Source organism: Streptomyces sp. ISL-94 (assembly GCF_018614075.1).
Taxonomy (GTDB): Bacteria; Actinomycetota; Actinomycetes; order Streptomycetales; family Streptomycetaceae; genus Streptomyces.
Map to the genome: position 1 here is coordinate 77,473 of NZ_JAGGOZ010000080.1, position 21,567 is coordinate 99,039.

At 71.4% G+C, this 21,567-nt stretch carries 19 protein-coding genes; 18 read left to right on the forward strand and 1 reads right to left on the reverse strand.

What is annotated here, in order from left to right; all coding sequences use genetic code 11:
• Positions 1–81: 81 nt before the first annotated feature.
• The 4 genes from J7E94_RS24295 (at position 82) to nusB (ending at position 3,552) form a co-directional block, all read left to right on the forward strand.
• Positions 82–834, forward strand: a complete 753-nt coding sequence (locus J7E94_RS24295; protein WP_215018896.1) for an AAA family ATPase — start codon at positions 82–84, stop codon at positions 832–834.
• Between the two features lie 550 nt (positions 835–1,384).
• Entirely contained in the window at positions 1,385–2,491 is a 1,107-nt protein-coding gene (locus J7E94_RS24300) for an aminopeptidase P family protein (protein ID WP_215018898.1), read from the forward strand.
• Positions 2,492–2,550: 59 nt separating this feature from the next.
• Positions 2,551–3,117 carry an elongation factor P gene (gene efp, locus J7E94_RS24305; RefSeq protein WP_215018900.1) on the forward strand — a complete coding sequence of 189 codons (567 nt, stop codon included), beginning with the start codon at positions 2,551–2,553 and terminating at the stop codon, positions 3,115–3,117.
• A gap of 3 nt (positions 3,118–3,120) precedes the next feature.
• Positions 3,121–3,552, forward strand: a complete 432-nt coding sequence (gene nusB, locus J7E94_RS24310; RefSeq protein WP_030294584.1) for a transcription antitermination factor NusB — start codon at positions 3,121–3,123, stop codon at positions 3,550–3,552.
• Positions 3,553–3,746: 194 nt separating this feature from the next.
• Here the strand turns inward: nusB and bldD are convergent, their stop codons facing one another.
• Positions 3,747–4,247 carry a transcriptional regulator BldD gene (gene bldD, locus J7E94_RS24315; RefSeq protein WP_215018902.1) on the reverse strand — a complete coding sequence of 167 codons (501 nt, stop codon included), beginning with the start codon at positions 4,245–4,247 and terminating at the stop codon, positions 3,747–3,749.
• A 272-nt stretch (positions 4,248–4,519) separates the two neighbouring features.
• Here bldD and pyrR point away from each other — a divergent pair, with 272 nt between their 5' ends.
• The 14 genes from pyrR to J7E94_RS24385 all read left to right on the forward strand — a co-directional run bounded on the left by pyrR (position 4,520) and on the right by J7E94_RS24385 (position 21,437).
• Positions 4,520–5,095: a bifunctional pyr operon transcriptional regulator/uracil phosphoribosyltransferase PyrR gene (pyrR, locus tag J7E94_RS24320; protein ID WP_215018904.1), complete on the forward strand. Its 576-nt coding sequence runs from the start codon at positions 4,520–4,522 to the stop codon at positions 5,093–5,095.
• Between the two features lie 144 nt (positions 5,096–5,239).
• The gene (locus J7E94_RS24325; protein WP_215018906.1) at positions 5,240–6,232 is read left to right on the forward strand and encodes an aspartate carbamoyltransferase catalytic subunit; all 993 of its coding nucleotides are present in this window, start codon (positions 5,240–5,242) and stop codon (positions 6,230–6,232) included.
• A 2-nt stretch (positions 6,233–6,234) separates the two neighbouring features.
• Positions 6,235–7,521, forward strand: a complete 1,287-nt coding sequence (locus J7E94_RS24330) for a dihydroorotase (protein WP_215018908.1) — start codon at positions 6,235–6,237, stop codon at positions 7,519–7,521.
• Positions 7,518–8,099 (forward strand): hypothetical protein, encoded by a 582-nt coding sequence (locus J7E94_RS24335; protein WP_215018910.1) that lies wholly within the window; start codon positions 7,518–7,520, stop codon positions 8,097–8,099. The genes J7E94_RS24330 and J7E94_RS24335 overlap by 4 nt, the downstream gene beginning before the upstream one ends.
• Positions 8,096–9,253 (forward strand): glutamine-hydrolyzing carbamoyl-phosphate synthase small subunit, encoded by a 1,158-nt coding sequence (carA, locus tag J7E94_RS24340; RefSeq protein ID WP_215018912.1) that lies wholly within the window; start codon positions 8,096–8,098, stop codon positions 9,251–9,253. The genes J7E94_RS24335 and carA overlap by 4 nt, the downstream gene beginning before the upstream one ends.
• On the forward strand, positions 9,246–12,554 hold the full coding sequence (gene carB, locus J7E94_RS24345; RefSeq protein ID WP_215018914.1) for a carbamoyl-phosphate synthase large subunit: 3,309 nt from the start codon (positions 9,246–9,248) through the stop codon (positions 12,552–12,554). The genes carA and carB overlap by 8 nt, the downstream gene beginning before the upstream one ends.
• Before the next feature lie 85 nt (positions 12,555–12,639).
• Complete coding sequence (locus J7E94_RS24350; protein WP_215018916.1) at positions 12,640–13,758, forward strand: quinone-dependent dihydroorotate dehydrogenase; 1,119 nt, start codon at positions 12,640–12,642, stop codon at positions 13,756–13,758.
• A 2-nt stretch (positions 13,759–13,760) separates the two neighbouring features.
• Entirely contained in the window at positions 13,761–14,594 is an 834-nt protein-coding gene (pyrF, locus tag J7E94_RS24355) for an orotidine-5'-phosphate decarboxylase (protein WP_215018930.1), read from the forward strand.
• A gap of 411 nt (positions 14,595–15,005) precedes the next feature.
• Positions 15,006–15,329 carry an integration host factor gene (locus J7E94_RS24360; RefSeq protein ID WP_008740406.1) on the forward strand — a complete coding sequence of 108 codons (324 nt, stop codon included), beginning with the start codon at positions 15,006–15,008 and terminating at the stop codon, positions 15,327–15,329.
• Positions 15,330–15,390: 61 nt separating this feature from the next.
• Positions 15,391–15,954 (forward strand): guanylate kinase, encoded by a 564-nt coding sequence (gmk, locus tag J7E94_RS24365; protein ID WP_215018918.1) that lies wholly within the window; start codon positions 15,391–15,393, stop codon positions 15,952–15,954.
• Positions 15,955–16,018: 64 nt separating this feature from the next.
• Entirely contained in the window at positions 16,019–16,291 is a 273-nt protein-coding gene (gene rpoZ / locus J7E94_RS24370) for a DNA-directed RNA polymerase subunit omega (protein ID WP_004948662.1), read from the forward strand.
• A 118-nt stretch (positions 16,292–16,409) separates the two neighbouring features.
• Complete coding sequence (gene coaBC, locus J7E94_RS24375; protein WP_215018920.1) at positions 16,410–17,624, forward strand: bifunctional phosphopantothenoylcysteine decarboxylase/phosphopantothenate--cysteine ligase CoaBC; 1,215 nt, start codon at positions 16,410–16,412, stop codon at positions 17,622–17,624.
• A 196-nt stretch (positions 17,625–17,820) separates the two neighbouring features.
• Positions 17,821–19,029 carry a methionine adenosyltransferase gene (gene metK, locus J7E94_RS24380; RefSeq protein ID WP_215018922.1) on the forward strand — a complete coding sequence of 403 codons (1,209 nt, stop codon included), beginning with the start codon at positions 17,821–17,823 and terminating at the stop codon, positions 19,027–19,029.
• A gap of 275 nt (positions 19,030–19,304) precedes the next feature.
• Positions 19,305–21,437: a primosomal protein N' gene (locus J7E94_RS24385; protein WP_215018924.1), complete on the forward strand. Its 2,133-nt coding sequence runs from the start codon at positions 19,305–19,307 to the stop codon at positions 21,435–21,437.
• Positions 21,438–21,567: the final 130 nt, after the last annotated feature.

Genomic DNA, 21,567 nt, shown 5'->3' on the forward strand with positions numbered 1-21,567 from the left:
GCGGTGCTGGTGGACCGCCGGGCCTCCGGGGTCATATAACGTTCTCGCATCAGTCGCCGGAACGAGACGGAGTGGCAGCGGATGCAGCAAGGAGTGGGAGGCGGGAGCGCGGGCTGGGGGCAGTCGGGACCCCGTCCGGCGGCGCCTCCGCAACCGCCGATACCTCCGGCGCAGGGCTGGCCGGGGACGCCGCCGCCCGGGCACCAGGCCGGGCCGCCGTCCCACGCGGTGACGCCCGTACCGGAGGCCACCGGCCACATTCCGCTGCCGCCCGCGGTGCCGGGCACCGGGGCGGCCACCCTCGCGGTCCTGCTGATCGGCCCGGCCGGTGCGGGGAAGACCACCGTGGCCCGGCACTGGGCCGGCACCCGGCCGGTGCCGACCGCCCACATCAGCCTGGACGACGTCCGCGAGTGGGTGTGCTCGGGCTTCGCCGACCCGCAGGCGGGCTGGAACGAGCACTCCGAGGCGCAATACCGCCTCGCCCGCCGCACCTGCGGCTTCGCCGCCCGCAACTACCTGGCGAACGGGATCTCCTGCATCCTCGACGACGCCGTCTTCCCGGACCGGCCGGTGGTCGGCCTGGGCGGCTGGAAACGGCACGTGGGCCCCACGCTGTTGCCGGTGGTCCTCCTGCCCGGCCTTGAGATCGTCCTGGAACGCAACGCGGCCCGCTCCGGCAACCGGCGGCTCTCCGACGAGGAGGTCGCCCGGATCCACGGGCGGATGGCGGGCTGGTACGGCTCCGGCCTGCCGATCATCGACAACTCGCACCTGGACGTCGAGGGCACGGCGCGGGCCCTCGACGAAACGCTGGCGCGGGCGCTGGCCTAGCGGGGCCCCGCCGCTGCTGGGGCTTCGCCCCGGACCCCGCGCCTCAAACGCCGGCGGGGCTGCGGTGGTGTCCCCGGGGCGGGGTCTTGGCCGCCGGTCCGGTCCGCGGGGTCCCTCCGGGACGTCTCCTCGGCTCGCGCACCAAGCCCGGCTTCGACATGTTCAGGGTGGTTGCGCGCTCGTCCTGCGGGGACGTCCCTGCGCGCCCCCGCTCCCCCCGCGGGCAAATATCCCGGCCCGGCGTACGGGGGAGTCGATGTACACCCGCGCCCGGGCGGGGACGGAGTGGGGTTTGGGGTGGGGACACGTAGGAGGGTCCCCGCAGGACGAGCGCGTAACCACCCTGCACAGCCGGGACGGCCTTGGTGCGCGAGCCGAGGAGACACTCCGGAGGGGCACCGCCCCGAGCCCCACTCCGTCCCCGCCCGGGGACACCACCCCAGCCCCGTCGGCGATTGAGGCGAAACGGTGCGCGGCGGAGACCCGGCGCCGGCCTCGTCCGGACGCGCTCACCAGGACGGATGCGCGAGGCACTCGTACGCTCGAAGACATGTCAGACGTGTACGCCGCCCGCCGGGACATGCTTCGCGACCGCTGTGCCGCCGCGGGGAACGCCGCCGCGCTGATCACGCGTCCGGCGAACGTCCGCTACCTCTCCGGGGCCTCCCCGCTCGGCGCCGTCCTGTTCGTCGGGCCCTCCGAGGACGTCATGTTCTGCGGCAGCGCACCCACCGGCGAAGCCGAGGAGGGGCGCCTCGACGACCGGCTCAGGGTCTCCGTGCTGGCGAGCCCCGGCGGGGACCCGGCCGTCGCGGCCGGGGACATGGCCGCCGCGCTGCGGGCCGACTCCCTCGCGGTGGAGGAGCACCACCTCACCGTGGCCCGGCACCGGGCCCTGCGCTCCGTGGCACCCAAGCTCCGCCTCGCGGACCTCGGCACCGCCGTGGAGCAGCAGCGCCTCGTCAAGGACGAGGAGGAGATCGCCTGCCTCCGGATCGCCGCCGAGATCGCCGACCAGGCCCTCGGTGAGCTGCTGGAGTCCATCCTCGTCGGGCGCACCGAACGCCACCTGGCGCTGGAGCTGGAGCGGCGCCTCGTCGACCACGGGGCGGACGGGCCCGCCTTCCCGACCTCCGTGGGAACCGGCCCGCATTCCGGCCGCTCGCGGCACCGGCCCTCCGACCGGCGGGTCGAGGAGGGCGACTTCCTCTCCGTCTGCCTCGGCGCCAACTACCGCGGCTACCGGTGCGAGATCGGCCGGACCTTCGTGATCGGCACCACCCCCGCAGGCTGGCAGATCGAGCTGTACGACCTCGTCTTCAACGCCCAGCGGGCCGGGCGGGAAGCCCTGCTGCCCGGGGCCGCCTACCGGGACGTGGACCACGCGGCGCGGTCCGTACTGGACTCCGCAGGCCACGGGGAAGCCCTCGCTCCGTCGACCGGACACGGCGTCGGTCTCGAAATCGACGAGGACCCGCAGCTTGCACCTACGGCAATGGGTAAACTGGACGCTTGCGTGCCGGTCACCGTCGAACCGGGGGTTCACCTCCCGGGCCGGGGAGGTGTCCGGATCGATGACACGCTCGTCGTGCGCCCCGAGGCGGACGGCGGTCCCGAGCTACTCACCATTACGACCAAGGAGCTGCTCGCGCTCTAGTCCGCTCCGCCGGACTGTGCGCGCACCCGTGGTCTTCCAGTGCAGGAGATTCCGCAACCGTGGCTTCCACGAACGACCTCAAGAACGGCATGGTGCTGAAGCTCGACGGGGGCCAGCTCTGGTCCGTCGTCGAGTTCCAGCACGTCAAGCCCGGCAAGGGCCCGGCCTTCGTGCGTACCAAGCTGAAGAGCGTCATGTCCGGCAAGGTCGTCGACAAGACCTTCAACGCCGGCACGAAGGTTGAGACTGCCACGATCGACCGGCGTGACATGCAGTTCTCGTACATGGACGGCGAGTACTTCGTCTTCATGGACATGACCACCTTCGAGCAGCTGATGGTCGACAAGAAGGCAGTCGGCGACGCCGCGAACTTCCTGATCGAGGGCTTCACCGCCTCCGTCGCCCAGCACGAGGGCGAGGTGCTCTACGTCGAGCTCCCGGCCGCCGTCGAGCTGAAGATCGAGCACACCGACCCGGGCGTCCAGGGCGACCGCTCCACCGGTGGCACCAAGCCCGCCACGCTGGAGACGGGTTACGAGATCCAGGTCCCGCTCTTCGTCACCACCGGCGAGACGGTCAAGGTCGACACCCGCACCAGCGACTACCTCGGCCGGAAGAGCAACTAACCCGTGGCTGCTCGGAGCAATGCGCGCAAGCGCGCTTTCCAGATCCTGTTCGAGGCCGACCAGCGCGGGGTGCCCGTGCGCGAGGTCCTCGCGGACTGGATCCGCCACGCCCGGTCGGACGACCGGCAGCCGCCGGTCAGCGCCTTCACGATGGATCTCGTCGAGGGTTATGCCGACAAGGTGAACCGGATCGACGACCTGATCGTCACCTACGCCGTGGACTGGGAACTCGACCGGATGCCGGTCGTGGACCGCAACATCCTGCGGCTCGGTGCCTACGAGCTGATCTGGGTGGACGACACCCCGGACGCCGTGGCCATCGACGAGGCCGTGCAGCTGGCCAAGGAGTTCTCGACGGACGAGTCCCCCTCGTTCGTGAACGGGCTGCTGGCCCGGTTCAAGGACCTGAAGCCGAGCCTGCGCCGGGGCGAGTAGCCCCCGGCCGTTCGGCGCGTACGGAGGGCCCGCAGCGCACGAAGAACCCAAGATGCGCTGCGGGCCCTCCGTTTGCGTCCGGCCGCGCGGCCCGGCGGCCGCACGGCGTCGGAACGCGAAACGGCGGGTGCCGGGAAGCCTCTTGGGCTCCCGGCACCCGCCGGTAACGTTTCTGCTGATCCTGGGACCGGGGACTAGATGTCCTCGTGGGCCACGGCGCGACGCGCATCCGCGTCCAGCACGCCCCAGTTGATCAGCTGCTCGGTCAGGACCGAGGGGGACTGGTCATAGATGACGGCCAGGGTGCGCAGGTCGTCCTGGCGGATCGACAGCACCTTGCCGTTGTAGTCGCCTCGCTGGCTCTGGATCGTCGCCGCGTACCGCTGGAGCGGGCCGGCCTTCTCGGCGGGCACGCCCGCCAGGCGCTCCAGGTCGAGGCGCAGCTTCGGCGGCGGCTCGGCCGCCCCGCCGGGCGTCGTACCCGGCAGCAGCTCCTGCACCGGAACCCCGTAGAAGTCCGCCAGCTCGGCGAGGCGCTGGACGGTCACGGCGCGGTCCCCGCGCTCGTAGGAACCGACCACCACGGCCTTCCAACGGCCCTGCGACTTCTCCTCGACACCGTGGAGGGAGAGGCCCTGCTGGGTGCGGATGGCGCGGAGCTTGGCCCCGAGCTGTTTGGCGTATTCGCTGGACATAACGCTCCCGGACGCTGTGACGCTGTGACTACATGGCTGACATGCGGCTCCGCCGCGCGGCTGGTAACTCACTGTGAGGTTACGCAGCGTTACTTGGATGCGTCAAGCCGAATGGTCACCATCGCCCCCTCGGGAACGGCCTCCACAGCCCCGTGGGGAGTCCGCGCGCACCAGGCGGGTTCGGGCTCACCGGCATCCCCTGGTACCGTGTGAGACGTACATCAGACGTCCTTTAAGGTCCGTCCCGTGAGGCGGAGAAGGAGGTCCTTTTCATGGACACCCAGCAGAACACCGATGCCGCGCGCTCCGTTCTCGAAGCGCAGGACATCGCCCGGGTCCTGACCCGGATCGCCCACGAGATCGTCGAACGCGCCAAGGGCGCCGACGACGTGGTGCTCCTCGGCATCCCCACCCGCGGTGTGTACCTCGCCCGCCGGCTGGCCGCCAAGCTCGAAGAGATCACCGGTACGAAGATCCCGGTCGGCTCCCTCGACATCACCATGTACCGCGACGACCTGCGGATGAAGCCCGCCCGCGCGATCGGCCGCACCGAGATCCCCGGTGACGACCTCGACGGCCGCCTCGTCGTCCTCGTCGACGACGTCCTCTTCTCCGGCCGCACCATCCGCGCCGCCCTCGACGCCCTCGGCGACCTCGGCCGCCCCCGCGCCGTGCAGCTCGCCGTCCTCGTCGACCGCGGCCACCGGGAACTGCCGATCCGCGCCGACTACGTCGGCAAGAACCTCCCCACATCGCTGCGGGAGACCGTGAAGGTCCAGCTTCAGGAGGAGGACGGCCGTGACGCCGTGCTGCTCGGCCAGCGGACCGCCCAGGCAGCCGGGCAGTAGCCCCTACGCACCACCGGGCCCCCGCGGGGTCCGCGCCGAAGCCTGCCCCGCCCGACGCGGCCGCCCCCTGTCGGCGCCCTGTCCGGCTGCCCCGTTCGAAGCCCTGCCAGCCAGCCTGCCCTCCTGACCTACGGAGCCATCCAGATGAAGCGCCACCTCATCTCGGCCGCCGATCTCACGCGCGACGACGCCGTCCTGATCCTCGACACCGCCGAGGAGATGGCCCGGGTCGCGGACCGGCCGATCAAGAAGCTGCCCACGCTGCGCGGGCTCACCGTCGTCAACCTCTTCTTCGAGGACTCGACCCGCACGCGGATCTCCTTCGAGGCGGCCGCCAAGCGGCTCTCCGCCGACGTCATCAACTTCTCCGCCAAGGGCTCCTCCGTTTCCAAGGGCGAATCCCTGAAGGACACCGCGCTGACCCTGGAGGCCATGGGCGCCGACGCGGTCGTCATCCGCCACCACGCCTCCGGCGCCCCCTACCGGCTCGCGACCTCCGGCTGGATCGACTCCGCCGTGGTCAATGCCGGCGACGGCACCCACGAGCACCCCACCCAGGCCCTGCTGGACGCCTTCACCATGCGCCGCCGCCTCGTCGGCCGCGACGCCGGCCTCGGCAAGGACCTGAACGGCCGCCGGATCACCATCGTCGGCGACGTCCTGCATAGTCGCGTCGCCCGCTCCAACGTCCAGCTGCTCCACACCCTCGGCGCCGAGGTCACCGTCGTGGCCCCGCCGACCCTGGTCCCGATCGGCGTCGAGAGCTGGCCTTGCGAGGTCTCGTACCACCTCGACGAGGTGCTGCCGAAGTCCGATGCGGTGATGATGTTGCGTGTGCAGCGCGAACGCATGAACGCCGCCTTCTTCCCGACCGAGCGCGAGTACTCCCGCCGGTACGGGCTCGACGGCGACCGCATGGCGAAGATGCCCGAGCACGCCATCGTGATGCACCCCGGCCCGATGAACCGCGGCATGGAGATCACCGCCCAGGTCGCCGACTCCGACCGCTGCACGGCCGTCGAACAGGTCGCCAACGGCGTGTCCACCCGGATGGCCGTCCTGTACCTGCTGCTCGGAGGCTCCGAGCCCGCCGTCACCACCGCCCCCGCCGCCGCCCGTACCGAGGAGAGCAAGTAACCATGAGCAAGATCCTTATCCGTGGCGCGAAGGTACTCGGCGGCGAGGCGCAGGACGTCCTGATCGACGGCGAGACCATCGCCGAGGTGGGGCAGAACCTGTCCGCCGAGGACGCGACCGTCATCGAGGCCGAGGGCCAGACCCTCCTCCCCGGCCTCGTCGACCTCCACACCCACCTGCGCGAGCCCGGCCGCGAGGACTCCGAGACCGTCCTCACCGGCACCCGCGCCGCCGCCTCCGGCGGCTACACCGCCGTATTCGCCATGGCGAACACCTTCCCCGTCGCCGACACCGCCGGCGTCGTCGAGCAGGTGTGGCGCCTGGGCAAGGAATCCGGCTACTGCGACGTGCAGCCCATCGGCGCCGTCACCGTCGGCCTGGAGGGCAAGCAGCTCTCCGAGCTGGGCGCCATGCACGACTCCGCCGCCCGCGTCACCGTCTTCTCCGACGACGGCAAGTGCGTCGACGACGCCGTGATCATGCGCCGCGCCTTGGAGTACGTGAAGGCCTTCGGCGGCGTCGTCGCCCAGCACGCCCAGGAGCCCCGCCTCACCGAGGGCGCCCAGATGAACGAGGGCGTCGTCTCCGCCGAGCTGGGGCTGGGCGGCTGGCCGGCCGTCGCCGAGGAGTCGATCATCGCCCGCGACGTCCTCCTCGCCGAGCACGTCGGCTCCCGCGTCCACATCTGCCACCTCTCCACCGCCGGCTCCGTCGAGATCGTCCGCTGGGCCAAGTCCCGCGGCATCGACGTCACCGCCGAGGTCACCCCCCACCACCTCCTCCTCACCGACGAGCTCGTGCGCTCGTACAACGCGGTCTACAAGGTCAACCCGCCGCTGCGCACCGAGAAGGACGTGCTGGCCCTGCGCGAGGCGCTGGCGGACGGCACGATCGACATCGTCGCCACCGACCACGCCCCGCACCCGCATGAGGACAAGGACTGCGAGTGGGCCGCCGCCGCCATGGGCATGGTCGGCCTGGAGACCGCCCTCTCCGTCGTCCAGCAGACGATGGTCGAGACCGGACTGCTCGACTGGGCGGGCGTCGCCGAGCGGATGTCCTTCGCCCCGGCGCGCATCGGCGGCCTGGAGAACCACGGCCGTCCCGTCTCGGCAGGTGAACCCGCGAACCTGACCTTGGTCGATACCTCGTACCGTGGTGTCGTGGACCCCGCGCACTTCGCCTCCCGCAGCCGCAACACGCCTTACGAGGGCCGTGAGCTGCCGGGGCGCGTCACTCACACCTTCCTGCGGGGCCGGGCAACGGTCGTGGACGGGACGCTGGCGTGACACCTGCAGTAATCCAACTGGCCGCCGAGGCCGCCGAGCGACAGTCGGCGGAGGTGACCAGCTTCGGCGCCCGCATCGCGTGGGTGATCGGCCTGGCCGTCTTCATCGCCTTCGTGTACTGGCTGATGCGGCAGGGCTGGAAATGGCGCGGTGCCCTGCAGAGCGACCTGCCGGAGCTCCCCGCCGCCCCCGACGGTCTCCCCGAGCACCGGCTGGCCCTGACCGGCCGGTACCACGGGTCCACCACCGCCGGGCAGTGGCTCGACCGGATCGTCGCCCACGGTCTGGGGGTGCGCAGCCGGGTGGAGCTCACGCTCACCGACGCGGGCCTCGACGTGGTCCGACCGGGTGCCACCGACTTCTTCGTACCGGCCGCGCAGCTGCGCGGCGCCCGCCTCGACAAGGGAATCGCGGGCAAGGTACTCACCGAGGGCGGTCTGCTCGTCGTCACATGGGCGCACGGCGACAAGCTGATCGACTCCGGATTCCGCTCGGACCGCGCGGCCGAACACGCCGCCTGGGTCGAAGCCATCAACCTCATGAACCAATCCATCACGACGGAAGGCGCCGAACGATGACGACCTCCACCAGGGGAGCAGACAAAACTCCCGCCGTACTCGTCCTGGAGGACGGTCGGATTTTCCGTGGCCGCGCCTACGGCGCCCACGGGGAGACCTTTGGAGAGGCTGTGTTCTCCACCGGCATGACCGGCTACCAGGAGACCCTCACCGACCCGTCGTACCACCGCCAGGTCGTCGTGATGACCGCCCCGCACGTGGGCAACACCGGCGTCAACGACGAGGACCCCGAGTCCTCCCGCATCTGGGTGTCCGGCTACGTCGTACGCGACCCCGCCCGCGTCCCCTCCAACTGGCGCTCCCAGCGCTCGCTGGACGAGGAGCTCGTCAAGCAGGGCGTCGTCGGCATCTGCGGCATCGACACCCGCGCCCTGACCCGCCACCTGCGCGAGCGCGGCGCCATGCGCGTCGGCATCTTCTCCGGCAACGCCATCTCCGACGACGGCATGCTGCTCGCCAAGGTGCGCCAGTCCGCCGAGATGGAGGGCGCCGACCTCGCCGCCGAGGTCGCCACCAAGGAGACGTACGTCGTCCCCGCCATCGGCGAGAAGAAGTTCACCGTCGCGGCCGTGGACCTCGGCATCAAGGGCATGACCCCGCACCGCATGGCCGAGCGCGGCATCGAGGTGCACGTGCTGCCCGCGACCGCCACCGTCGAGGACGTGTACGCGGTCAACCCGGACGGCGTGTTCTTCTCCAACGGCCCGGGCGACCCGGCCACCGCCGACGGCCCCGTCTCCGTCATGCAGGGCGTCCTGGAGCGCAAGACGCCGCTCTTCGGCATCTGCTTCGGCAACCAGATCCTGGGCCGCGCGCTCGGCTTCGGCACCTACAAGCTGAAGTACGGCCACCGCGGCATCAACCAGCCGGTCCAGGACCGCACCACCGGCAAGGTCGAGATCACCGCGCACAACCACGGCTTCGCCGTCGACGCGCCCCTCGACAAGGTCTCGGAGACCCCCTTCGGCCGCGCCGAGGTCTCCCACGTCTGCCTGAACGACCAGGTCGTCGAGGGGCTCCAGCTGCTCGACCAGCCGGCCTTCAGCGTCCAGTACCACCCCGAGGCGGCTGCCGGCCCGCACGACGCCGCGTACCTCTTCGACCGCTTCACGTCTTTGATGGAAACCGCCCTGATGGAGGCCGAGCGTGCCTAAGCGCACCGATATCCAGTCCGTCCTGGTCATCGGCTCCGGCCCGATCGTCATCGGCCAGGCCGCCGAGTTCGACTACTCCGGTACCCAGGCCTGCCGCATCCTCAAGGCCGAGGGCCTGCGAGTCATCCTGGTCAACTCCAACCCCGCGACGATCATGACCGACCCGGAGATCGCCGACGCCACGTACGTCGAGCCGATCACCCCCGAGTTCGTCGAGAAGATCATCGCGAAGGAGCGCCCCGACGCGCTGCTCCCCACCCTCGGCGGCCAGACCGCGCTCAACACCGCGATCTCCATGCACGAGCAGGGTGTGCTGGAGAAGTACGGCGTCGAGCTCATCGGCGCCAACGTCGAGGCCATCAACAAGGGCGAGGACCGCGACCTCTTCAAGGGCGTCGTCGAGGCCGTCAAGGCCAAGATCGGCTACGGCGAGTCCGCCCGCTCGGTCATCTGCCACTCGATGGACGACGTGATCGCGGGCGTCGAGACCCTCGGCGGCTACCCCGTCGTCGTGCGCCCCTCCTTCACCATGGGCGGCGCCGGCTCCGGCTTCGCCCACAACGAGGAAGAGCTGCGCCGCATCGCCGGCCAGGGCCTCACGCTCTCCCCGACCACCGAGGTGCTCCTGGAGGAGTCCATCCTCGGCTGGAAGGAGTACGAGCTGGAGCTGATGCGCGACACCAAGGACAACGTGGTCGTCGTCTGCTCCATCGAGAACTTCGACCCGATGGGCGTCCACACCGGTGACTCGATCACCGTCGCCCCGGCGATGACGCTCACCGACCGCGAGTACCAGCGGCTGCGCGACATCGGCATCGCGATCATCCGCGAGGTCGGCGTCGACACCGGCGGCTGCAACATCCAGTTCGCGATCGACCCGGCCGACGGCCGCGTCATCGTCATCGAGATGAACCCCCGCGTCTCGCGGTCCTCGGCGCTCGCCTCGAAGGCCACCGGCTTCCCGATCGCCAAGATCGCCGCCAAGCTGGCCATCGGCTACACGCTCGACGAGGTCCCCAACGACATCACCGAGAAGACGCCGGCCTCCTTCGAGCCGTCCCTCGACTACGTCGTCGTCAAGGCCCCGCGCTTCGCCTTCGAGAAGTTCCCGCTCGCCGACGCCACCCTCACCACCACCATGAAGTCGGTGGGCGAGGCCATGGCCATCGGCCGCAACTTCACCGAGGCCCTTCAGAAGGCCCTGCGCTCCCTGGAGAAGAAGGGCTCGCAGTTCACCTTCGTCGGCCCCGTCGGCGACAAGGACGAGCTGCTCGCCACCGCGGTCCGCCCGACCGACGGCCGCATCAACACCGTCATGCAGGCCATCCGCGCCGGCGCCACCCAGGAAGAGGTCTTCGAGTCCACGAAGATCGACCCCTGGTTCGTCGACCAGCTCTTCCTCATCAAGGAGATCGCGGACGACCTGGCCGCCGCCGACAAGCTCCACCCCGAGCTGCTCGCCGAGGCCAAGCGCCACGGCTTCTCCGACGCCCAGATCGCCGAGATCCGCGGCCTGCGCGAGGACGTCGTCCGCGAGGTCCGCCACGCGCTGGGCGTCCGCCCGGTCTACAAGACGGTCGACACCTGCGCCGCCGAGTTCGCCGCGAAGACCCCGTACTTCTACTCCTCGTACGACGAGGAGAGCGAGGTCGCGCCGCGCGAGAAGCCCGCGGTCATCATCCTGGGCTCCGGCCCGAACCGCATCGGCCAGGGCATCGAGTTCGACTACTCCTGCGTCCACGCCTCCTTCGCCCTCAGCGACGCCGGCTACGAGACCGTGATGGTCAACTGCAACCCGGAGACCGTCTCCACCGACTACGACACCTCCGACCGCCTGTACTTCGAGCCGCTCACGCTCGAAGACGTGCTGGAGATCGTCCACGCCGAGTCGCTGGCCGGCCCGATCGCCGGTGTCATCGTCCAGCTCGGCGGCCAGACCCCCCTGGGCCTCGCCCAGGCGCTGAAGGACAACGGCGTCCCCATCGTCGGCACCTCCCCGGAGGCCATCCACGCCGCCGAGGACCGCGGCGCCTTCGGCCAGGTCCTCGCCGACGCCGGCCTGCCGGCCCCCAAGCACGGCACCGCCACCACCTTCACGGGTGCGAAGGCCATCGCCGACGAGATCGGCTACCCGGTCCTCGTCCGCCCGTCCTACGTGCTCGGCGGCCGCGGCATGGAGATCGTCTACGACGAGGCCCGCCTGGAGTCGTACATCGCCGAGTCCACCGAGATCAGCCCCACCCGGCCGGTCCTGGTCGACCGCTTCCTCGACGACGCCATCGAGATCGACGTCGACGCCCTCTACGACGGCACCGAGCTCTACCTCGGCGGCGTCATGGAGCACATCGAGGAAGCCGGCATCCACTCCGGCGACTCCGCCTGCGCCCTGCCCCCGATCACCCTCGGCGGCTACGACATCAAGCGCCTGCGCGCCTCCACCGAGGCCATCGCCAAGGGCGTCGGCGTCCGCGGCCTGATCAACATCCAGTTCGCGATGGCGGGTGACATCCTCTACGTCCTGGAGGCCAACCCGCGCGCCTCGCGGACCGTGCCCTTCACCTCGAAGGCCACCGCCGTCCCGCTCGCAAAGGCCGCCGCGCGCATCTCGCTCGGCACCACCATCGCCGAGCTGCGCGCCGAAGGCATGCTGCCGAAGACCGGCGACGGCGGCACCCTGCCGATCGACGCGCCGATCTCCGTCAAGGAGGCCGTCATGCCGTGGTCGCGCTTCCGCGACATCCACGGCCGCGGCGTGGACACCGTCCTCGGCCCGGAGATGCGCTCCACCGGCGAGGTCATGGGCATCGACGCCGTATTCGGCACCGCCTACGCCAAGTCGCAGGCCGGCGCCTACGGCCCGCTGCCCACCAAGGGCCGCGCGTTCATCTCCGTCGCCAACCGCGACAAGCGCTCGATGATCTTCCCGGCGCGCGAGCTCGTCGCCCACGGCTTCGAGCTGCTCGCCACCTCCGGCACCGCCGAGGTGCTGCGCCGCAACGGCATCAACGCCACCGTGGTGCGCAAGCTCAGCGAGGGCGAAGGCCCGAACGGCGAGAAGACCATCGTCCAGCTGATCCACGACGGCCAGGTCGACCTGATCGTCAACACCCCGTACGGCACCGGCGGCCGCCTCGACGGCTACGAGATCCGCACGGCGGCCGTGGCGCGCAGCGTCCCGTGCCTGACCACGGTCCAGGCACTCGCCGCGGCCGTCCAGGGCATCGAGGCGCTGGGCCACGGCGACGTGGGCGTGCGCTCCCTCCAGGAGCACGCGGAGCACCTGACCGCGGCCCGCGACTAGCAGCCCGTACGAGGTAGGGGGACACCGGTTTCGCTGATGCGACGGGTGTCCCCCTTCTCATGACCGCACGGAGGAGCCTCCCCCGATGTACAAACTCTTCTTCAACCTGGTCTTCAAGCGCATGGACCCGGAGCAGGCCCACTACATGGCCTTCCGCTGGATCCGCCTCGCGGCCCGCACGCCCGTACTGCGCACCTTCATCGCCGCCTGGCTCGCCCCCCGCTACAAGGAGCTGCGCACCGAGGCGCTGGGCCTGCGCATGCACGGCCCCTTCGGGCTGGCCGCCGGCTTCGACAAGAACGCCGTCGCCATCGACGGCATGTCGATGCTCGGCTTCGACCACATCGAGATCGGCACGGTCACGGCCGAGGCGCAGCCGGGCAATCCCAAGAAGCGCCTCTTCCGCCTCGTCCCGGACCGCGCGCTGATCAACCGGATGGGCTTCAACAACGAGGGCTCGGCGGCCGTCGCGGAGCGGCTGGCGGCCCGCGAGGCGGTCTTCAGGACGGTGGTCGGCGTCAACATCGGCAAGACCAAGGTCGTGCCCGAGGACGAGGCGGTGGCGGACTACGTCGCCTCCACCGAGCGCCTGGCCCGCCACGCCGACTACCTCGTCGTGAACGTCTCCTCCCCGAACACCCCGGGACTGCGCAACCTCCAGGCGACGGAGTCGCTGCGCCCGCTGCTGACGGCGGTCCGCGAAGCCGCGGACCGCACGGTGACCGACCGCCGGGTCCCGCTCCTGGTCAAGATCGCCCCGGACCTCGCCGACGAGGACGTCGACGCGGTCGCGGACCTGGCGCTGGAGCTGGGCCTGGACGGCATCATCGCGACGAACACCACCATCGCGCGCGACGGCCTGGGGCTCCGCTCCGACCCGTCCCTCGTGAAGGAGACGGGCGGGCTGTCCGGCGCCCCCGTCAAGCAGCGCTCCCTGGAGGTCCTGCGCCGCCTGTACGCCCGTGTGGGGGACCGGCTGGTCCTCGTGGGTGTCGGGGGCATCGAGAACGCCGAGGACGCCTGGCAGCGGATCCTGGCCGGCGCCACGCTGATCCAGGGCTACAGCGCCTTCATCTACGAGGGCCCCTTCTACGCCCGCGCCATCCACAAGGGCCTGGCCGCGCGCCTGGCCGCCAGCCCGTACGCGACGCTCGCCGAAGCGGTGGGCGCCGAGACCGCCGAGACCCGAAAGGCCGCGCAGTGACCGTGACCCCCTTTGGCACCCGCCTCCGCGAGGCGATGGACTCCCGCGGCCCGCTGTGCGTGGGCATCGACCCGCACGCCGCCCTGCTGGCGCAGTGGGGCCTGAGCGACGACATCGCGGGCCTGGAGCGCTTCTCCCGTACGGTCGTCGAGGCGCTGGCGGAGTCGGTGGCGGTCTTCAAGCCGCAGGCGGCCTTCTTCGAGCGGTTCGGCTCGCGGGGCATCGCGGTGCTGGAGCAGACGGTGGCGGACGCGCGGGCGGCGGGCGCGCTGGTCGTGATGGACGCGAAGCGGGGTGACATCGGCTCGACGATGGCGGCGTACGCCGAGACCTTCCTCTCGCCGTCCTCCCCGCTCTTCTCGGACGCGCTGACGGTTTCCCCGTACCTGGGCTACGGCTCGCTGAAGCCGGCGGTCGACCTGGCGCGGGAGTCGGGTGCGGGTCTGTTCGTGCTGGCCCTCACCTCGAACCCGGAGGGTGCGGAGGTCCAGCGGGCGGTCCGTGAGGACGGCCGGTCGATCGGCGCGACGATGCTGGCCCACTTGGCGGCGGAGAACCAGGGCGCCAGCCCGATGGGCTCCTTCGGAGCGGTGGTCGGCGCCACGCTGGGCGACCTGTCCTCCTTCGACCTGGACATCAACGGCCCGCTGCTCGCCCCGGGCATCGGCGCCCAGGGCGCGACGGCGGCCGACCTGCCGGCGGTCTTCGGCAAGGCGGTGCGCAACGTGGTCCCGAACGTGTCGCGCGGCGTCCTGAAGCACGGCCCGGACGTCTCGGCCCTCCGCGCGAGCGCGGCCGCCTTCGCGCAGGAGATCCGCGAGGCCGTCTCCGCATAGCCGGACCCCGGGCGCAGCCCCGACTGCCTGCCCGGCCATGCCAAGCTCGCGGCCGAGGTGATCCGCGTCACGGCCCTCGGCGCCGCGCACCACGCGGGAGCGGCCACCGCACACCGATTCGGTGCGTTCAAGGACCCCCGCCGGACACGCACATCGCACGGCCTGACGAAATTCGAACGTCTTTCACCGGACAAAACAGGGGTACTTTGTCCGTGATGTACGTTTCAGTGGAGGCTGACCAGGACTTTTCGTCCGTTCTCGCTGACTGGAGCGGCCATGGCCGCTAGTCTCCGACCAGAGTGAACGCGCAGCGAACGAGTTCCATCGCTGTTCGGGAGCTCGCCTGGTGTGGTGCCTTTGGGTTCCCCACCGGTCCGTATCCGACAGTTCGACATCCGAGGTGACGTAGGCGTGGCTCTTCCGCCCCTTACCCCTGAACAGCGCGCAGCCGCGCTCGAAAAGGCCGCCGCGGCTCGCCGGGAGCGGGCCGAGGTGAAGAATCGACTCAAGCACTCCGGCGCCTCGCTCCAAGAGGTCATCAAGACAGGCCAGGAGAACGACGTCATCGGCAAGATGAAGGTCTCCGCCCTACTGGAGTCCCTGCCTGGCGTGGGCAAGGTGCGCGCCAAGCAGATCATGGAGCGCCTCGGCATCTCCGAATCCCGGCGTGTCCGAGGTCTCGGCTCCAACCAGATCGCCTCTCTGGAGCGTGAGTTCGGCACTCCCGCCGGCTGACGCGCCGGCTCACGTGCTTCCGGCGTTCTCAGGCAGTCCCGGGAACCTGGATAATCGCTTTATGGCAGCAGAGGTTCGTCCGCGGCTGACCGTGCTCTCCGGCCCCTCGGGGGTCGGCAAGAGCACGGTCGTCGCGCATATGCGCAAGGTCCACCCCGAGGTCTGGCTCTCGGTGTCGGCCACCACCCGCAAGCCGCGGCCCGGTGAGCGACACGGAGTCCAGTACTTCTTCGTCAACGACGACGAGTTCGACAAGCTGATCGCCAACGGCGAGCTGCTGGAGTGGGCCGAGTTCGCGGGCAACCGCTACGGCACACCACGCGGCGCGGTGCTGGAACGCCTCGAAAACGGCGAGCCGGTACTGCTGGAGATCGACCTCCAGGGCGCACGGCTCGTACGCGAGTCCATGCCCGACGCCCAGCTGGTCTTCCTGGCCCCGCCGAGCTGGGACGAGCTGGTCCGCCGGCTGACCGGCCGGGGCACCGAATCGGCCGAGGTCATCGAGCGCCGCCTGGCGACCGCCAAGATCGAGCTCGCTGCCGAATCCGAGTTCAACACCACCCTGGTCAACACCTCCGTCGAGGATGTGGCGCGCGAGCTGCTAGCCTTGATGGAAGTTGTCTGATCGTTGATCGATCGTTCCGATTTGATCAATGCCTGATCTTTCACCCATCTTCGGAAGGTAGAGCGTGTCCTCTTCCATCACTGCGCCCGAGGGCATCATCAACCCGCCGATCGACGAGCTGCTCGAGGCCACGGACTCGAAGTACAGCCTCGTGATCTACGCGGCCAAGCGCGCGCGTCAGATCAACGCGTACTACTCCCAGCTCGGCGAGGGCCTGCTGGAGTACGTCGGCCCGCTGGTGGACACCCACGTCCACGAGAAGCCGCTTTCGATCGCGCTGCGCGAGATCAACGCGGGTCTGCTGACCTCCGAGGCCATCGAGGCCCCGGCTCAGTAAGGCACGGTAATTCCTTTCACCACAGGCCCGGCAGAACATCTGCCGGGCCTGTGGTGTGTCATGGGTAGGTACGACGGATGTGCGGATGCGCGGATGTGCCGAAGAAGGGGAGTGCGTGGTGGGTAAGCCGAAGGTCGTGCTGGGGGTCAGCGGCGGGATCGCCGCCTACAAGGCGTGCGAGCTGCTGCGCCGGCTGACCGAGTCCGGGCACGAGGTACGGGTGGTGCCGACGGCCGCGTCGCTCCAGTTCGTCGGCGAGGCCACCTGGGCCGCCCTGTCCGGGAACCCGGCCTCCACCGAGGTGTGGGAGACCGTCCACGAGGTGCCCCACGTACGCATCGGGCAGGCGGCCGACCTCGTCGTCGTCGCCCCGGCCACCGCCGACATGCTGGCCAAGGCCGCCCACGGGCTGGCCGACGACCTGCTCACGAACACCCTGCTCACCGCACGCTGTCCGGTGGTCTTCGCCCCCGCCATGCACACCGAGATGTGGGAGCACCCCGCCACCCAGGAGAACGTGGCCACCCTGCGACGGCGCGGAGCCGTCGTCATCGAGCCCGCGGTGGGCCGGCTCACCGGCAAGGACACCGGCAAGGGGCGGCTGCCCGACCCCGAGGAGATCTACGAGGTGTGCCGCAGGGTCCTGGCGCGCGGGGTGGCCGAGCCGGACCTCGTCGGGCGGCACGTGGTGATCAGCGCCGGCGGCACGCGCGAGCCCCTGGACCCGGTCCGCTTCCTGGGCAACCGCTCCTCGGGCAAGCAGGGCTACGCGCTCGCCCGTACGGCCGTCGCGCGCGGGGCCCGGGTCACCCTCGTGGCGGCCAACACCGCGCCGGCCGACCCGGCCGGCGTGGACGTCGTACGCGTGGGGACGGCCGTACAGCTGCGGGAGGCCGTGCTCAAGGCGGCCGCGGACGCCGACGCCGTGGTGATGGCGGCGGCCGTGGCCGACTTCCGGCCCGCCGAGTACGCGGGCGGCAAGATCAAGAAGAAGGACGGTCAGGAGCCCGCCCCGGTCGTCCTCGTCCGCAACCCCGACGTCCTCGCGGAGATCTCGGCCGACCGGGCCCGCGAGGGGCAGGTCGTGGTCGGATTCGCCGCCGAGACCGACGACGTCCTGGCCAACGGCCGCGCCAAGCTCCGGCGCAAGGGATGTGATCTTCTCGTCGTCAACGAGGTCGGCGAGGCCAAGACCTTCGGTTCCGAGGAGAACGAGGCCGTCATCCTCGCGTCAGACGGGTCTGAGACCCAGGTCCCCCATGGTCCGAAGGAGTCGTTGGCGGACGTCATTTGGGATCACGTGGCCCCCCGACTGCCCGCGCGACGCGCCTGACCCGGATCCCTTCTCATGGTCACTTCCGTAGGCCAGAATGAGGTGCCGCAGGTCACACCTGATTCACAGGGCGAGACGGGTGGTCCGGCGAACGGTGGCGACCGATAAACTGCACTCGGAACGTGATCGGGCGCAGCCTCCGGTGTGGTTCCGCCAAATGATCAGCCAGCAGCCGCTGCAACCCCCAGGGAGCGTTGTGTCCCGTCGTCTGTTTACCTCGGAGTCCGTGACCGAGGGCCACCCCGACAAGATCGCTGACCAGATCAGCGACACGATCCTCGACGCACTCCTCACCGAGGACCCGACCTCGCGTGTCGCGGTGGAGACCCTCATCACCACGGGTCTCGTGCACATCGCGGGAGAGGTGACGACGAAGGCCTACGCGCCGATCGCGCAGCTCGTCCGCGACAAGATCCTCGAGATCGGCTACGACTCCTCCAAGAAGGGCTTCGACGGCGCCTCCTGCGGCGTGTCGGTGTCCATCGGCGCGCAGTCCCCGGACATCGCGCAGGGCGTCGACACGGCCTACGAGACGCGGGTCGAGGGCGATGAGGACGAGCTCGACAAGCAGGGCGCCGGCGACCAGGGCCTGATGTTCGGCTATGCCTGCGACGAGACCCCCGAGCTCATGCCGCTCCCGATCCACCTCGCGCACCGGCTCTCCAAGCGGCTCTCCGAGGTCCGCAAGAACGGGACCATCCCGTACCTGCGCCCCGACGGCAAGACGCAGGTCACCATCGAGTACGACGGCGACAAGGCCGTCCGCCTCGACACGGTCGTCGTCTCCTCGCAGCACGCGTCCGACATCGACCTCGACTCGCTGCTCGCGCCCGACATCCGCGAGTTCGTCGTCGAGCACGTGCTCGCCCAGCTGGCGGACGGCGGCATCAAGCTCGAGACCGAGGGCTACCGGCTGCTGGTGAACCCGACCGGCCGCTTCGAGATCGGCGGCCCGATGGGCGACGCCGGCCTGACCGGCCGCAAGATCATCATCGACACCTACGGCGGCATGGCACGCCACGGCGGCGGCGCCTTCTCCGGCAAGGACCCGTCGAAGGTCGACCGCTCCGCCGCCTACGCGATGCGCTGGGTCGCGAAGAACGTGGTCGCCGCCGGTCTGGCCTCGCGCTGCGAGGTGCAGGTCGCGTACGCCATCGGCAAGGCCGAGCCCGTCGGCCTGTTCGTCGAGACCTTCGGCACCGAGAAGACCGACATCGCGAAGATCGAGGACGCCATCGCCGAGGTCTTCGACCTCCGCCCGGCCGCCATCATCCGCGACCTGGACCTGCTGCGGCCCATCTACGCCCAGACCGCCGCCTACGGCCACTTCGGCCGCGAGCTGCCGGACTTCACCTGGGAGCGCACGGACCGCGTGGACGCGCTGCGCGCGGCCGCCGGCCTGTAAGCACCACCGCCTGAGACGAACGGCCCCGGACCTCGGTCCGGGGCCGTTCGCGCGCCTGCCGCCCGTCCGCCATCCGCCGTCCGCCGCCCGCGAGAATGCCGGTGCGCCGCACGCAGGCCGCGGCTACGCTGACGCAGCCTCCCGGTGCGAAGGCGACGGATACATCTGGAGCGGGTGGGTCGTCCCCGTGTCGAAGGAACCCCACCGCCGCCGATGAAGACCTCGGGAGCGCCGCCGGGCCCGTCCGCTGTCGGTGGGGTTTGTAAGAATGCGGTGTGAGCAGTGCGAACGAGTCCGAACAGCGGGGCGGGGACGGCAGTCCCGGCGGCCCGCCGGAACAGCTCGCCCTGATCCGGGAGATGGTCGCCGAGGCGAAGGCCAAGGCGCCCAAGGCGAAGCCCCGCACCTGGCGCGGGGCCGCCGTCGCCGAGGAGCTGCCCGTCGCCCGCGTCCTCGTGAACAAGGGCGTACTCCACCTCGACCGGCTCTTCGACTACGCGGTTCCCGCCGAGCTCTCCGAGTCCGCCCAGCCGGGCGTCCGCGTCCGCGTCCGCTTCGGGGCGGGCTCCCACCGTGTGCACGGCGGCCGCCGCGAGGGCGGCGGGCTCATCGACGGCTTCATCGTCGAGCGCCGCGCCGAATCCGACTACAACGGAGCCCTCGCCGCCCTCGCCCAGGTCGTCTCGCCCGAGGTGGTCCTCGGCCCCCGCATGCTGGCCCTCGCCCGGGCCGTCGCCGACCGGTACGCCGGCAGCCTGGCCGACGTGCTCCAGCTCGCCCTGCCCCCGCGCAATGCCCGCGCCGAGGCCCAGCCCTCGCCCGAGCCGCTGCCCCCGCCGGCCGCGCCCGAGCCCGGCGGCTGGGAACGGTACGGCGCCGGCCCCGCCTTCCTCCGCGCCCTGGCCGGCGGCGGCACCCCGCGCGCCGTCTGGACCGCCCTGCCCGGGCCCGGCTGGGCCGACGAACTCGCCCGCGCCATGGCCGCCACCCTCGCCTCCGGACGCGGGGCCCTCGCCGTCGTCCCCGACGGACGGACCGCCGGCCGCGTCGACGCCGCGCTCACCGCCCTGCTTGGCGAGGGGCGGCACGCGCTGCTCACGGCCGAATCGGGCCCCGAGAAGCGCTACCGCCAGTGGCTGGCCGTGAGCCGGGGCTCCGTGCGCGCCGTCGTCGGCACGAGGGCCGCGATGTTCGCCCCCGTCCGCGACCTCGGGCTGGTCGCCATCTGGGACGACGGCGACTCCAGCCACAGCGACGACCACGCCCCCTTCCCGCACGTCCGCGAGGTCCTGGAACTGCGCGCGGTCAGCGACAGCTGCGCCTTCCTCGCCGGGAGCACGAGCTGCACCGTCGAGGCCGCCCAGCTGGTCGAGTCCGGCTGGGCGCGGCCGCTGGTCGCGAGCCGCGAGACGGTCCGGGAGTGCGCCCCCCGGATCCGTACGGTGGGCGACGAGCTGCTGGCCCGCGACGAGGCGGCCCGCGCCGCGCGACTGCCGAGCCTGGCGTGGGAGACCGTACGGGAGGGCCTGAAGACCGGGCCGGTCTTGGTGCAGGTGCCGCGGCGCGGCTACGTGCCCCGGCTGGCGTGCGAGCAGTGCCGGACGCCGGCCCGCTGCACGGTCTGCGCCGGGCCGCTGGAGGCCCCTGACGCGAGGGACCTCCAATGCGGGTGGTGCGGGCGGGCCGAGCCGGCCTGGCACTGCGAGGAGTGCGGGTCCTTCCGGCTGCGGGCCCGGGTGGTCGGCGCGCGGCGGACCGCCGAGGAGCTGGGGCGGGCCTTCCCGGCCGTGCCCGTACGGACCTCCGGGCGCGACCACGTCCTGGACGAGGTGCCGGACCGGCCGGCGCTGGTGGTGTGCACCCCCGGGGCCGAGCCGGTCGCGGCGGGCGCCGGGTACGCGGCGGCGCTGCTCCTTGACGGCTGGGCGATGCTGACCCGGCCCGACCTGCGGGCGGGCGAGGACGCGCTGCGGCGCTGGATCGGGGCCGCCTCGCTGGTACGGGGGGACGGGCAGGTCGTGGTGGTCGCCGAGCCGACGCTGCGGCCGGTCCAGGCGCTGGTGCGGTGGGACCCCGTCGGGCATGCGGTCCGGGAGCTCGCGGAGCGGGCCCAGCTCGGCTTCCCGCCGGTGTCCCGGATGGCGGCCGTGGCCGGGCGGGGCGAGGCCGTCGAGGCCTTCCTGGCCGGAGCGGGGCTGCCGCCGGACGCGGAGATCCTGGGCCCGGTGCCGATGCCCGGGCGGCGGGGTGAGGGCTCCCCGGGGGAGCGGGCGCTGGTCCGTGTCCCACCGGGCAGTGGCGCCGCGCTGGCGGCCGCGCTGAAGGCGGCGCAGGCCGCTCGGCTGGCGCGGGGGGTTCCGGCGTCGGAGGCGGTCCGGGTCCGGATCGACCCGCCGGACATCGGCTGAGCCGGCCGCCTGCGGCGAAGCCCCGGGGTCGGCACGCGGCACCGCCGTTCACCGCTGCGCGGGACCTCCCCCACCCCGCCCCTTCCCGAAACCGGGGCTTGCGACCCCGGCCCCGTTACCTTTTTCGTGG